10 protein-coding genes are annotated in these 14,153 nt (G+C 52.7%); 3 read left to right on the forward strand and 7 right to left on the reverse strand.

Annotated elements, in window-relative coordinates; translation table 11 throughout:
* Position 1: 1 nt before the first annotated feature.
* On the forward strand, positions 2-2,365 hold the full coding sequence (locus tag G604_RS0110210; protein WP_028910481.1) for a hypothetical protein: 2,364 nt from the start codon (positions 2-4) through the stop codon (positions 2,363-2,365).
* 306 nt (positions 2,366-2,671) lie between these two features.
* On the forward strand, positions 2,672-5,338 hold the full coding sequence (gene mutS, locus G604_RS0110215; RefSeq protein ID WP_028910482.1) for a DNA mismatch repair protein MutS: 2,667 nt from the start codon (positions 2,672-2,674) through the stop codon (positions 5,336-5,338).
* Between the two features lie 88 nt (positions 5,339-5,426).
* On the opposite strand, the gene G604_RS0110220 is transcribed toward mutS, so the two are convergent.
* The 7 genes from G604_RS0110220 to nadA all read right to left on the reverse strand — a co-directional run bounded on the left by G604_RS0110220 (position 5,427) and on the right by nadA (position 12,764).
* Complete coding sequence (locus tag G604_RS0110220; RefSeq protein WP_155941922.1) at positions 5,427-6,293, reverse strand: hypothetical protein; 867 nt, start codon at positions 6,291-6,293, stop codon at positions 5,427-5,429.
* Positions 6,294-6,613: 320 nt separating this feature from the next.
* The gene (gene cysS, locus G604_RS0110225; protein WP_196801118.1) at positions 6,614-8,107 is read right to left on the reverse strand and encodes a cysteine--tRNA ligase; all 1,494 of its coding nucleotides are present in this window, start codon (positions 8,105-8,107) and stop codon (positions 6,614-6,616) included.
* A 14-nt stretch (positions 8,108-8,121) separates the two neighbouring features.
* Positions 8,122-8,337, reverse strand: a complete 216-nt coding sequence (locus G604_RS0110230) for a hypothetical protein (RefSeq protein ID WP_028910485.1) — start codon at positions 8,335-8,337, stop codon at positions 8,122-8,124.
* 28 nt (positions 8,338-8,365) lie between these two features.
* Positions 8,366-8,974: a phosphatase PAP2 family protein gene (locus tag G604_RS0110235; RefSeq protein WP_028910486.1), complete on the reverse strand. Its 609-nt coding sequence runs from the start codon at positions 8,972-8,974 to the stop codon at positions 8,366-8,368.
* A gap of 102 nt (positions 8,975-9,076) precedes the next feature.
* Positions 9,077-10,654, reverse strand: a complete 1,578-nt coding sequence (gene rpoN, locus G604_RS0110240) for an RNA polymerase factor sigma-54 (protein WP_028910487.1) — start codon at positions 10,652-10,654, stop codon at positions 9,077-9,079.
* Positions 10,654-11,301: a hypothetical protein gene (locus tag G604_RS0110245; RefSeq protein ID WP_028910488.1), complete on the reverse strand. Its 648-nt coding sequence runs from the start codon at positions 11,299-11,301 to the stop codon at positions 10,654-10,656. The genes rpoN and G604_RS0110245 overlap by 1 nt, the downstream gene beginning before the upstream one ends.
* 473 nt (positions 11,302-11,774) lie before the next feature.
* Positions 11,775-12,764 (reverse strand): quinolinate synthase NadA, encoded by a 990-nt coding sequence (nadA, locus tag G604_RS0110250; RefSeq protein WP_028910489.1) that lies wholly within the window; start codon positions 12,762-12,764, stop codon positions 11,775-11,777.
* A gap of 491 nt (positions 12,765-13,255) precedes the next feature.
* Between nadA and G604_RS0110255 the strand changes: the two genes are divergently transcribed.
* The gene (locus G604_RS0110255) at positions 13,256-14,125 is read left to right on the forward strand and encodes a TrmH family RNA methyltransferase (RefSeq protein ID WP_028910490.1); all 870 of its coding nucleotides are present in this window, start codon (positions 13,256-13,258) and stop codon (positions 14,123-14,125) included.
* Positions 14,126-14,153 lie beyond the last annotated feature (28 nt).

Here is a 14,153-nt window from a genome sequence, read left to right on the forward strand (position 1 = left end):
CATGAAGAAAATAATCACCCTCTTCACACTGATCTTTCTGGCTCTGAACGTCCAGGCCCAGAGCTGGAACTTCAAATCGCTATCCTCTGCCGACGAAACGTTGCTGAAATCGGACGCCACACTTTGGAAACTCACCGACGCGACGAAAGGCCGCTACAGTTATCAGCAAGCCATCAACAGTGGAGCGTTAACGGCTGGAGGACAGAACCTGAACATCGCTGACGGACTACTGTTCACAGCTCCTGAGGCAGATAAAATTCGTATTGACAAAAATAAGGAGATACAACTGAACGGGAATAATATCGACGTTATTATTCCGAATATGAAGAAAGGTCAGAAGATCACAGTCTCCTTCGCGTCCTCCAGTTCGAAAACAGCGCGAACGCTGACGGCAACGAACCTCACCGTAACGAGTGGCTTCGTAGCTTCTACATCAAGTCAGTCCGGCGAGGGAACGGTAACTGCGGATGGTGACGTGACGCTCTCCTCCTCCATGGGCGGCATCAACCTCTACTCCATCACCGTCGCCGACAGTTCCGGTACGGTACCCGCCACGGGGAAGACGCTCCACAGTGTCGGCTGTGACCTTCAGCAGAACCAGCTCTGCGCCGTCAGCCAGGACGGCAGCATCAACTACTATAATACGGCTGCCCTCCAAGGCGTGAACATCAGCAAGGACAACGAGAGCGTGGAAGTGGCGCTGACGGGTAGCGACGGCGAGACGGTGAAGGACACCCTCACCGCTGTCGCCCAGCTCTCCGCCCTAAAGGCGGTCAGCAGCAACGACACTGACGGCTCCATTACCAACAAGACGGGCAAAGTGGAGATCATCACCGCCAAGGGCTGGCGCGAGAGTGCCTATATCACGTGGAAGCCCTTCGACGGTGCCACGAGCTACCGCGTACAGGTGAAGGGTGAGAACTATTCCACTTATACCACCATAGACCAGCCCCTCGTGCGCAACTACGGCACCTATGGCCGCGCCGATGTCGTCGGACTGAAGGCCGGCACCTACAGTCTGAAGGTCATCCCCGTAAAAGACGGCACGGAGGTCGCTGACGCCGCCAACGAGGCCACGGACCTGAAAGTCATCGCCTTTCCCCGTCAGGACTTTGCCCATTTCAAATACAATAATGGTATCGGCGCCTATAATAATGATGGTACGCTGAAGACCGGGGCCCGCGTGATCTATGTCACGAAGGACAACGCCAAGACCGTTACCTGCTCCGTCGTTCAGGACAAGAAGGGTACAGCACAGACCTTCACGGGCCTCCAGGCTATCCTCAATGCCTATCAGAAAGGTACTGACTCTACGGCCCTCGCCGTTCGATTCATCGGACAGATCCCCAAGGAAAGTCTCGACGACATGCTCTCCAATGAGGGGCTGCAGATCAAAGGAAACAAATACTACAGTACACTGAACATCACCATCGAAGGTATCGGCGATGATGCCACGGCCTACGGCTTCGGATTCCTCGTGCGCAACGCCCAGAGCGTAGAGTTCCGCAACTTCGCCATCATGCTTCATCCCGATGACTGCATCTCCCTTGACACGAAGAATGCTCACGTATGGGTGCACCACATGGACTTCTTCTACGGTAATGCCGGCAGCGACGCCGACCAGGCGAAGGGTGACGGCACTGTGGACCTGAAGGATGACAGCCGCTATATCACCACGAGCTACTGCCGCTTCTGGGATACCGGCAAGAGCTCCCTCTGCGGCATGAAGAGTGAGACAGGCCCCAACTGGATCGACTACGACCACAACTGGTTTGACCATAGCGACTCCCGTCATCCGCGTATCCGCACGATGAGCGTGCATGTATGGAACAACTACTACGATGGTGTCGCCAAATATGGTGTCGGCGTGACGACGGGCGGCAATGCCTTCGTCGACCGCAACTATTTCCGCGACATCAAATATCCGATGATGATCTCCCAGCAGGGCACGGACGCCAAGGGCGACGGCACCTTCAGCGGTGAGGCCGGTGGCATGATCAAGAGTTTTGGGAATGTCTTTGCCGAAAAAGGCAAGAACTTCAGCTATATCACGCAGAAGGATGACGCCACGAACTTCGATGCCTATGAGGCTGCAACCGCCGACGAGAAGGTTCCGGAGACCTACAAGAGTGTCGTAGGCAACTATACCTACAGCAATTTCGACACCGACGAGAGTCTGATGTACATCTATCGTGCCGACGATCCCGTCAACATCCCCGCCCTCGTCACAGGCTTCTATGGTGCCGGACGCATCAACCACGGTGATTTCCAGTTCTCCCTCACCAATGATGAGGACTACAGTGTCAACACCGCCCTGAAGACCGCACTGAAGAATTACAAGAGCAGCCTCGTGGGAGCGTATTAAAGTAACGTTACAACGTTACAACGTTACACACCTCGTTGTCCCCCCGTAGGGGCACCCCTTGTGGGCGCCCTAACACCCACGATGACATTTTCCCCTTTAGGACGGCCACAAGGGCCGCACCCTACGGTGGGTCATGGCACCCCATGGCCGCACCCTAACGGTGGGATATTCTGATTTTTATTTTGATAATTCCTCTTTTTTTCGTAATTTTGCATGCTTAGAATTCCGGATTTATAACGTAGATCCACTTGCAGGGGCCGGCCACCCCTGCAAAGAACCATGCCTAGAAAAAAGGAGAAATAACAGATGACAGAGAAAGAAATGAAGGGCCTCACGCCCATGATGCGGCAGTTCTTCGAGATGAAAGCCAAACATCCCGACGCGCTGATGCTCTTCCGTTGCGGTGACTTCTACGAGACCTACTGCGAGGATGCCATCGAGGCCAGTAAGATCCTCGGTATCACCCTCACACGCCGTAACAACGGCGGCAACCACGGCACGGCGGAGATGGCGGGATTCCCACATCATGCCCTCGACACCTATCTCCCCAAACTCATCCGCGCCGGCAAGCGCGTGGCCATCTGTGACCAACTCGAGGACCCGAAGAAGAAACGGGCAGCCATCAAGGGCAAGAAAGGTCTCACGGAGATGGACAAGATGGTCAAGCGCGGCATCACCGAACTCGTCACGCCCGGCGTGGCCATGAACGACAATGTCCTGAACTACAAGGAGAACAACTTCCTCGCCGCCGTCCATTTCGGCAAGAACGCCTGCGGCATCGCCTTCCTCGATATCTCCACGGGAGAGTTTCTCACGGGTGAGGGCACCTACGACTATGTGGAGAAGCTCCTCGGCAATTTCTCGCCGAAGGAGGTGCTTTACGACCGGGCGAAGAAGCAGGAGTTTGAACAGTATTTCGGTACCCGTCTCTGTACCTTCGAGCTCGACGACTGGGTCTTCACGGAGATGACGGCACGGCAGAAACTCCTCAAACAGTTTGGCACGAAGAACCTCAAAGGCTTCGGCGTGGAACACCTGAAGAACGGCATCATCGCCGCAGGTGCCATCATGCAGTATCTGGAGATCACACAGCACACCCATCTCGGACATATCACGGCGCTGAAACGCATTGAGGAGGACAAATACGTTCGCCTCGATACCTTCACCATCCGCAGTCTCGAACTCGTCTCTACGATGAACGAGGACGGTTCCTCACTCCTCAATGTCCTCGACCGTACCGTCACGCCAATGGGCGGCCGTATGCTCCGCCGCTGGATCGTCTTCCCGCTGAGGGAGAAGAAGCTCATCGACGAACGACTCGACATCGTGGAGTATTTCTTCCGTGAGCCCGAATACCGACAGTGCATCGACGACGAATTTCACCGCATCGGTGACCTCGAGCGTATCATCTCGAAGGTCGCCGTCAGCCGAGTATCACCACGCGAGATCGTACAACTGAAGACAGCCCTCGAGGCCCTCAGACCCGTGAAGACAGCCTGTACATCGTCGAAAAACGAGGCCCTCAAGCGCATGGGTGAGCAGTTGAACCTCTGTGACAGTCTCCGTGAGCGCATCGAGAAGGAGGTACAGCCCGACCCGCCGCAGCTCGTCAACAAAGGTGGCGTCATCGCGCCGGGATATAATAAGGAGCTCGACGACCTCCGCTCCATCCGTGACAACGGCAAGCAGTATCTCCTCGAGATCCAGCAGCGTGAGATCGAGAAGACGGGCATCAGCAGTCTGAAGATCGGTTTCAACAATGTCTTCGGCTATTATCTTGAAGTAAGAAACACTTATAAGGACCAGGTACCGGCGGAATGGGTGCGCAAGCAGACCCTCGCCAATGCCGAGCGCTATATCACCCATGAACTGAAGGAATATGAGGAGAAAATCCTCGGTGCCGACGAGAAGATCCTCGAGCTTGAGGCACAGCTCTTCTCCGAGCTCGTCACAGCAACGCAAGAGTTTATCCCCCAGATACAGATCGACGCCAACCTCGTGGCCCGTCTCGACTGTCTGCTGGCCTTCGCCAAGAGCAGTGAGGAGAACCATTATGTACGGCCCGTCGTCGACGACAGTGAGGTGATCGATATCAAACAAGGGCGCCATCCCGTCATCGAGACGCAGCTGCCCATCGGGGAGCGCTATATTCCCAATGATGTCTATCTTGACACGGAGAAACAACAGATCATGATGATCACGGGTCCGAACATGGCCGGAAAATCAGCCCTGCTGCGTCAGACGGCTCTCATCGTCCTCATGGCGCAGATCGGCTGTTTCGTCCCCGCCGACAGTGCCCGCATCGGTATGGTCGACAAGATCTTCACACGTGTCGGCGCCAGCGACAATATTTCCCTCGGTGAGTCGACCTTCATGGTGGAGATGACGGAGGCGGCCAACATATTAAATAATGTGACACCGAAGAGTCTCGTCCTCTTCGATGAGCTCGGACGTGGCACGTCGACCTACGATGGTATCTCCATCGCATGGGCTATCGTGGAATATCTCCATGAGCACCACGGCGCACAGGCCCGCACGCTCTTCGCCACCCATTATCATGAGCTCAACGAGATGGAGAAACTCTTCCCGAGAATCAAGAATTTCAATGTCAGTGTGAAGGAGGTCGACGGAAAGGTCATCTTCCTCCGTAAGCTCGAGCCGGGGGGCTCCGAGCATAGTTTCGGTATCCATGTGGCTGAGATCGCCGGTATGCCGCGCAGCATCGTCAAACGCGCCAATGTCATCCTCAAACAACTGGAGGAGGACAATGAGGGCGTCGGCAGTGAGGTAGGCCGCCCGAAGGTGGAGAATATCGGACAGGCCAGCAGTGGTACCCAACTGAGTTTCTTCCAGCTCGATGATCCCGTCCTCTGTCAGATCCGTGATGAGATCCTCAACCTCGATATCAATAACCTCACCCCCGTCGAGGCCCTGAATAAACTCAATGAGATCAAGAAAATCGTAAAAGGATGATCCTATTGCAGGGGCCGTCCCCTTGTGGCGGCCCGATGCCCGTTAGGGCATTCCGTAGGGGACATGATTTATCATGTGTTGATAAATTTTACCAATTCCGCTTCCACCACTCGATGACGGTGGTCATGCCGTTGACGGGCTTACCCGACTGGCTGACGACCTCACCATAGGTGGATTTCTTCACCCATCCGTTGAAGAAATAACTGTTCTCCTGACTGTGCTTCGTCACGAGTTCCTTCCCTTCCGGCGCGTCATTGGCCGGGACCGTCATCGTGGTATAGGTGCCTACGATATAATCATGGAGCCCGGCTGCGGCACTGCGATGGACGGAGGAAGGCGCCAGGGCAGTAGCCTGTTGCAGCGTGGCATACGTCTCCTGATGCTGCTTATAGCCACCCTCATTGCTGTCTTTCTTCTTCCAGCCATTGTCAAACTGGAGGCCATAGAAAGCAAAGAGCTGCGTGAGGTCGGTGAAATTCTCACGCACGGCCTCCTCGGAGGTCAACAGTTTCCCCACCATGCCATTCATCTGTTGCTGCGTCATGACCTTACTGAGGTCTTTCTTCCCATAGATATCGCCGATCATGGAACTGTATACTTTCTTCAACTGCAGAGCCAGTGCCTTCCAGTTGTTGATGGCCACTACCCTGCCCCAACGATCCAGTTTCATATCGATATGAATCCCTTTTAGATGCGGGTCTTCAAGATAGTCGGCCGTGAGGTGACAGCCCTGGTTATTGGCATCGAGAACCGCCAACTGCAGGACGGCAAAGTCATTCATCAGAAAAGTCGTATCCTTCGGCGTCTTCAGCAGATAATTCGTACGATGGATCGCATACGATACCGTATCACCTTTCTGGAACACAGCCAGACAGTTGATCGGTCCCGCCGTATTGCGCGCGGATATCGTCAGTACAATGGAAAACAATATTAGAAATAAAGAGAATCTTTTCATGATCGAAAATATAATCCACTTGCAGGGGCCGTCCCTTGTGGCGGCCCGTCGGCGGAACGCCGAATATATACCGTGTAATGAACCGCTAGGAATGCCCTAACGGGCATCTATCACCCACCGTAGGGGCACCCCTTGTGGGCGCCCTATCACCCACCGTAGGGGCACCCCTTGTGGGCGCCCTATCATCCACCGTAGGGTGCGGCCCTTGTGGCCGTCCTATCATCCACCGTAGGGTGCGGCCCTTGTGGCCGTCCTAACCGGGAATGATGTATGGCCATCACGTGGGTTTAGGGCGCCCACAAGGGGTGCCCCTACGGAGTTTAAATATTCAACTTCCAGGTGACACCATCCTTGGTATCCTTCACCTCGAAGCCATCTTTGGCCAGTTCATCACGGATCTGGTCACTCGTCGTCCAGTCCTTGTCGGCCTTAGCCTTCGCACGGAGTTTGAGGACCATGTCGACAACCTTTCCGAAAGCCTTCTCACGGGCATCATTATTGGCGGCACGCTCATTCTTCAAGCCAAGGATGTCGAAGGTGAAGAGATGGAACGTGTCTTTCAGTTCCTTGAGATCATCTGCACTGATCTGTGCTTTATGATCGAGGATACTGTTGATGACGTGGCAACTCTCGAAGAGAGCACTGATGACGAGCGGCGTCTGCAGGTCGTCATTCATTGCGTCGTAGCAGCGCTGACGGAGACCACCGACGAACTTCGCCGTCTCGGCATCACTCTTTGCTGACGGCTGGATACGATCGATATCCTCACACGTACCCATCAGTCGCTCATAACCTTTCTGGGCTGCCTTCAGGGCCTCATTACTGAAGTCCACGGTGCCACGGTAATGGGCGGAGAGGGTGAAGAAACGGATCGTCATCGGCGAGTAAGCCTGTTCAAGCACCTCGTTCTTTCCAGTGAAGAGCTGTTCAAGGGTGATAAAGTTGCCGAGGCTCTTCGCCATCTTCTGACCATTGATCGTCAGCATGTTGTTGTGCATCCAATAGTGTACCATCTGATCTCCTTGGGAAGCGACAGCCTGCGCTATCTCGCACTCATGATGCGGGAAGATGAGGTCCATGCCACCACCATGGATATCGAAATGGTCACCGAGATATTTCCGGCCCATGGCCGTGCACTCACAATGCCAGCCGGGGAAACCGTCGCTCCACGGACTCGGCCACCGCATGATATGCTCGGGCGTGGCCTTCTTCCACAAGGCGAAGTCAGCCTGGTTATGCTTCTCGCCCACTCCATTGAGCTCACGGCTGTTGTTGATGATATCCGTGAGGTTACGACCGGAGAGGATGCCATATTTATGGTCCTTGTTGTATTTCTCAATATCGAAATACACAGAGCCATTGCTGACATAAGCATAACCATTGTCAAGAATCTGCTTCACAAGCTGCTCCTGTTCAATGATATGACCGGAGGCATGGGGCTCGATAGACGGCGGAAGGACATTCAGGGCCTCCATCGCCTTATGATAGCGGTTGGTATAATACTGTGCCACCTCCATCGGCTCCAGCTGCTCCAGACGGGCCTTCTTCTCAATCTTGTCGTCGCCCTCATCGGCATCATGCTCGAGATGCCCGACATCGGTGATATTACGGACATAGCGTACCTTATAGCCCAGATGGGTGAGGTAACGGAAGAGGATATCGAAGGTGATGGCGGGACGAGCATGGCCCAGATGGGGATCACCATATACAGTAGGACCGCAGACATACATACCTACATGAGGGGCATGGAGCGGACGAAACAGCTCTTTCCGACGAGAGAGCGTGTTATAGATCATCAGTGGTTGATCAATCATATTTTTTCTTCTTATTATACGGCCTTATAGCCTTTCGTGGAGTTGTTCTTGATGAGATCGTGGAGGTTCATCTCCTTGAAGTTGTTGGCACGCTGATGGGCCTCGATCTCCTCGGCCTCTTCCTTCTCAATCTCAGAGTGCGTAAACGACATCTTTCCTTTCAGCTCGGCAATGGCCCAGCCTACTAATGCTACTGCTACAAAGAGCAGGAATGCTAACTGAATGGTCATAATTCTTATATTTTTTATATTTTATATTTTATATAATGATATAGCTGCAGAGAAACCCGAGGGCAAAGCCACAGAGCACCTGCGAGAGCGTATGCTGGCGGAGGATCATGCGGCTCGTACCGACCATCCCCGAGAGGATGAGCACGAAACAGAGCCACCACGTGGGGTTGAAGGAGAAGATGTCAGCAAACGCCAACAAGCCTCCCGCCACACCGCCGATGGCTGCCGTATGCGTGGAGATCTTCCACCACACATTGACGAGGGCGCAGAGCATCTGAACGGCCAGTGCGGCGACGAGGATGATGCGCAGATAACGGGGTACGTTGAGTGCTCCCATCACCGCCAGACAGCCGAAATAGCAGAGGATGGAGATAATATACGGGATCACACGCCGTTCCTTCCGTCCCAGATCCACCGGCCGCCAGCCTCTGTGAGTCCTGTACATACGGATGAGCAGGGTAGGGAGGAGGACCGTGAAGAGGTAGACGAGGATAACGACGAAGAGCTTATACGTCAGCGGCAGCAGACTCATGTAGCTGAAGATGAACAGTGCGATGAGTCCGACAATGGGCAGATAGAATGGCGTGAACACCATACTCAATACCCGTGCTGTCAATATAATATTCTTATCTTCCATATCATTTTTGCGGATCATGATGAATCATGCCCCACACAATCTTTTACTTCTTTACCTTTAGGAAATTCCCTAAGTTTACTTTTTTATTAATTTTTTACTTCTTTAATTTTTCCTCATTCTCGCCACGGGAATATCCATTTGCTCCCGGTATTTGGCGATGGTACGGCGGGCGATGGGGAAGCCTTTCTTCGCCATCGCCTTCGCCAGGGCATCATCAGAGAGAGGGCGTTTCTTGTCCTCCTTGTCGATAAGGTCCTTCAGCGCCAGTTTGATCTTGCGCGTCGACATCTCCTCACCATCCTTCGTCGTATAACTGTCGGTGAAGAAGAAGCGCAGGGGGAACGTACCCCATTTCGTCTGCGCGTATTTCACGTTGCTCACACGGGAGATGGTGGAGATATCGAGCCCCGTTTTTTCAGCGATATCTTTCAGGATCATCGGTCGCAGGTCGGCCTCGTCACCATCCTCGAAGAACTTATGCTGCCATTCGATGATAGCCTTCATCGTGACATACATCGTATGACGGCGCTGACGGATAGCCTCGATATAGCCCTGGGCCTTGTCGACCTTCTCCTTGGCATAAAGCAGGGCCTCTTTCTGTGAACGGGCCATATTGCCCTTATTCGTCTTATAGGTATTCACCATATCGACAAACGACGGGGAGACGATGAGCTGTGGCAGATTGCCTTGATTCAGTGAGAACGAGACGGACCCGTCATCATTCGTGTCGACGATGAAGTCGGGCGTGATCTGCTGCATATTCCGTCCGATGGTCTCGCCGAGGGAGGCGCCGGGCTTCGGATTCAACTTACGGATCTCTTCCTGCAAGGTCTGTACCTGCGTCGGCGAGAGGTCCATGGACTGCTGGATCTTCTCCCAGTGCTTATGGGTGAACTCGTCGAAATAGTCATGAATAACGGTATGCATGGCATCCCGCAACTTCCCTTTCTTCATGCGGTCGATCTGCAGCAACAGACACTCCTGAAGGCTGCGGGCGCCGATACCGGCGGGATCAAAGGTCTGCAGAATCTTCAAGACCTTTTCTATCTCGTCTTCCGAGGCATCACAGTTGTGATAGATCGCCAACTCATCGGAAATAGTCCCGAGATCCTTGCGCAGCAGACCGTCATCATCAAGACTGCCGATGAGATATTCCATGATCTGACGCTGCTTGTCGGTGAGCTCCAGCGTTCCCATCTGCTCATTCAGACGGTCGTAGAACGACTCCGTGTCGCCATAGACCATCTCCTCATAATCGGCATTGTCCTGGTTACTGTGCCGCTGTGTCTCATAATCGGGCATGGCATCATCGCGGCCGAGATCCTGAAGGGCATTGTCGAGGGCATCCTCACGCTCCTCACGCTCACTCTGCTGCTCATAGACTTCATCGGCAATATCATCACCGCTCATGTCGTTGTCAGCAGCATTGTCGGCAGCATCGCCACGGTCATCACCATCCTCCAGACCGATCTTGTCGTCATCGGGAGTAGCGTCGTCGGTCTGGACATCCTCATCAGAAGCCCGTTCCAAAGCCGGATTATCATCGAGTTCGGCATTGACGTTCTGCTCGAGCTCCGTGATGGGCATCTCGAGGAGTTTGACCTGCAACATCTGCTGGGCACTGAGGCGCTGCAACTGTTGCTGCTTCTGGGTCTGTATTTGTGTGAGGTTCTGAGCCATTATTCAAAATATGCTTTATATTGTGCCGCCTTGGCCGTGAGAATCTCGGGATTCTCATTGCCATACTGTTGCCAGATCTGCTGGCAGGCGGGGAGGAGTTCCTTGCGGTAACTGTCACGGCGGGTGATACAAGGATCAAGATAGAGGAAGACATCCATAACGTCGACAACGAGGGTAGGGGGGATAGCCATGAGTTTGGCCAACTGGCGTACCTCGGGGGTATCTTCGACCATCGTGATCGGAGTGAGACGGAAATAAAGGTCGAGGATCATGACGAGCATCACGGGCAGCAGCCGCGGCTCCTCAGGGAGCGGACGAAACAGCCGTTCAAATGACTCATGGAGGGTGACGCCGGCATAGAAGGCATCAGCATGGTTGAACCCTTTCATGGCGCGGAGCTTGGCCACGGCCTTCTTCAGCCGCCGCGGGTCTTCACCATAGGTTTCCCACAACCGCTGCATCCGCGGCGTGTCCTTCTGACGAAGCTGGAACAGCTGGCGATAGAGGAATTGTGGCTCGATATGCAGTTCGAGGCTCAGCGACACGAGGGCACGGGAGTAGAGCGGCTTCACGCCTACCGGCTTCGTGAGGTAGAGTTGCAGGAGCAGCAACCAGTAATCATCATTCCAAAGGGGATGTCTTGCCATATCTGTCCTTCCTTATTCTATTATAGTGCAAAAGTAATGATTTTCGAGTATATCACCAAATTTATTGACATAAAAAAAACGCAGGCCAAATCCCTTGGACTGCGTCTGTAGAAGTTTCATTCTCCTTCCATTCTTTTTCATGACATACAAATCTTTCTACCTTTCTCTGATAGACGGTCCCCACATTGGAATCCGTCTCTTTCTTTCAACCTATGACTTTGTTATCCTATCCTTTACAATCTTTATTACTTACCTATTGAACTAATCCTAACGATAATCCTATACAAATAACAATCTTAAAACCTAAAAAACTAATAACCTAAATAATGGATGAATCACTTCATCGTTCTTGTCTTTTGACGTTGCAAAGATACAAACGAAAAGTGATTCAACCCAAATATTTTCGGTGGAAAATACGATTTCGTACGACTTTCTTGACCTAAATCAAAGTAGGGGCTTGATTGATCATGTCCCTATGACAACCGCAGCATCTTCTCAATCGGCTTCACGGCATCACGGGCTATAGCGGGATCGATCTCGATCTGAGGCCATTCGTATTTCAGCGTGTTATAGATCTTCTGTAACGTGTTCATCTTCATATACTCACACTCATTACAGCTGCAGCCGAGACCACCCTCACTGACCTCCGGCGGTACGGGGATAAAGGTCTTGTCGGGGCAGGTGCGCTGCATCTCGTGGAGGATACCGGCCTCGGTGGCCACAATGAATTCCCGGGCGTCGCTCTGTTGGGCATATTTCAGCATCGTCGCCGTAGAGCCTTTCACGTCGGCCATCGCCAACACGGGAGCCTTGCACTCCAAGTGAGCCATGACGACGGCATGGGGATGCTCTTTCTTCAGACGGACAATCTCATCGACGGAGAACTTCTCATGGACATGACAGCCACCGTTCCACAGCAGCATCTTGCGGCCCGTGACGGAGTTGATATAGTTGCCAAGGTTATAGTCGGGACCAAAGATCAGTTTGGCATCCTTCGGAAAGGCATCGATGACCTTCTTGGCATTTCCGGAGGTGACGACACAGTCGGTGAGGGCTTTCACGGCAGCCGTGGTGTTGACGTATGAGATTACCTGATAGCCGGGATGCTCCTCCTTATATTTCTTCAGGTCCTCAGCCTTACAGCTGTCGGCCAAAGAACAGCCGGCATTGAGGTCGGGCGTGAGCACCATCTTGTCGGGAGAGAGGAGTTTACAGGTCTCTGCCATGAAATGGACGCCACACATCACCATCACCTTCGCCTTCGTCTCTGCCGCCTTACGGGCAAGCGCCAAAGAATCGCCGACAAAGTCTGCGATATCCTGAATATCACCTATAGTATAATAATGTGCCAGGATAATGGCATCTTTCTCCTCACAGAGACGGCGGATCTCTTTCTTCAAATCCAGGGCGGGATCAACGGGCTCGTCGATATATCCCTTCGCCTTCCATTCTTCTTTGATCATCTTGCTTTCCTTTTATGATTACTTTTGCGTGCAAAGTTACAACTTTTATTTAACAAAAAATCTTTCTCTCATTATTATCTATATCCTTTTTTCTTTTTCTTAAAAAAATAAATGATGATATATATGATATGTTGTGGAAATGTGGATAGTTTTTTCCCTTGAAAAGTTATGATTTTGACTTCCACGATTCAACAACTTTTTTCCACGCTGATGAGGATATTATAAAACTGATATTAAGTTGTTTAGTGGGTTTTCCACATTTTACCAAACCGGTGCATAACTTCATTGTGTAAAAGATAAGGGTTGGAAAAGCCGTGGAAAAGGGTGGGTGAGTGCTGTGGAGAAAGGCGGGGATATCCACGACGGAAAAAGGGCTCTTCGATATTGTGGAAAAGGCAGAAAGTTATAAAATCGTTATCCCGATGTTTTCCATATACTTTTCAACGAGTTTTCCACAGATTTTTTGTACTTTTGCGGAAAAACAGGAAAATATGTCTGTCATAGAAATACATAAGCTCTCGGAGGAAGGACTGGAGCCCTATGCCCGCCTCACGGAGATGCAACTGCGCTCCCGGCAGCATCCCGAACGTGGACTTTTCATTGCCGAGAGTCCGAAAGTAATCCGTATCGCCCTGAGAAAAGGCTATGAGCCCGTGTCGCTGCTCTGTGAGCGCCGCCATCTCACGGGAGATGCCCGCGATATTCTGGAGGTTATCCACCAACGTGTGGATAACGGGGATATCCATGATGATCAAGGAAACGTTGTCTCTGATTTTAAAGTCTTTACAGGTGACCGTGAACTGTTGAAAAGTCTTACGGGATATGCACTCACGCGGGGCGTACTCTGTGCGTTTCGGCGAAGGTCGCTACCCACGGTGGCGGAGATCTGCAAGGATGCCCGGCGGATCTGCGTCATTGACCATGTGGTGGACACGACGAATATCGGTGCCATCTTCCGCAGTGCCGCCGCCCTGGGCATTGATGCCGTCCTCCTCACGCCTGGCAGTTGTGATCCGCTGAACCGCCGTGCCATCCGTGTGTCGATGGGAAATATCTTCCTCGTGCCGTGGACATGGATAGGAGAGGGGAACGCCAAAGAGACGGACCGGACGCTCGGTGATATCCTCCATCCATTAGGTTTCAAGACGGCGGCGTTGGCACTGACGGATGATTCCGTAGGTTTGGATGATTCGCAGTTGCAGGCGGAAGAGCAATTGGCGATTATCCTCGGTACGGAGGGTGATGGACTGCCGCACCGTGTCATCCATGATGCTGATTATGTGGTGAAAATACCCATGGCCAATGGCGTTGACTCGTTGAATGTCGCCGCCGCCAGTGCCGTGGCGTTCTACGCTCTATGATCCTCTTGAAGGTGTCGTCCTATTGCGG

It is taken from the genome of Prevotella sp. AGR2160, from assembly GCF_000424185.1.
Classification (GTDB): Bacteria; Bacteroidota; Bacteroidia; order Bacteroidales; family Bacteroidaceae; genus Prevotella.

Bases quoted from the DNA above. Each gene is read 5' to 3' on its own strand.
- G604_RS0110210 (WP_028910481.1), top strand. From the start codon at position 2: ATGAAGAAAATAATCACCCTCTTCACACTGATCTTTCTGGCTCTGAAC.
- mutS (WP_028910482.1), top strand. From the start codon at position 2,672: ATGACAGAGAAAGAAATGAAGGGCCTCACGCCCATGATGCGGCAGTTC.
- G604_RS0110220 (WP_155941922.1), bottom strand. From the start codon at position 6,293: ATGAAAAGATTCTCTTTATTTCTAATATTGTTTTCCATTGTACTGACG.
- cysS (WP_196801118.1), bottom strand. From the start codon at position 8,107: ATGATTGATCAACCACTGATGATCTATAACACGCTCTCTCGTCGGAAA.
- G604_RS0110230 (WP_028910485.1), bottom strand. From the start codon at position 8,337: ATGACCATTCAGTTAGCATTCCTGCTCTTTGTAGCAGTAGCATTAGTA.
- G604_RS0110235 (WP_028910486.1), bottom strand. From the start codon at position 8,974: ATGGAAGATAAGAATATTATATTGACAGCACGGGTATTGAGTATGGTG.
- rpoN (WP_028910487.1), bottom strand. From the start codon at position 10,654: ATGGCTCAGAACCTCACACAAATACAGACCCAGAAGCAGCAACAGTTG.
- G604_RS0110245 (WP_028910488.1), bottom strand. From the start codon at position 11,301: ATGGCAAGACATCCCCTTTGGAATGATGATTACTGGTTGCTGCTCCTG.
- nadA (WP_028910489.1), bottom strand. From the start codon at position 12,764: ATGATCAAAGAAGAATGGAAGGCGAAGGGATATATCGACGAGCCCGTT.
- G604_RS0110255 (WP_028910490.1), top strand. From the start codon at position 13,256: ATGTCTGTCATAGAAATACATAAGCTCTCGGAGGAAGGACTGGAGCCC.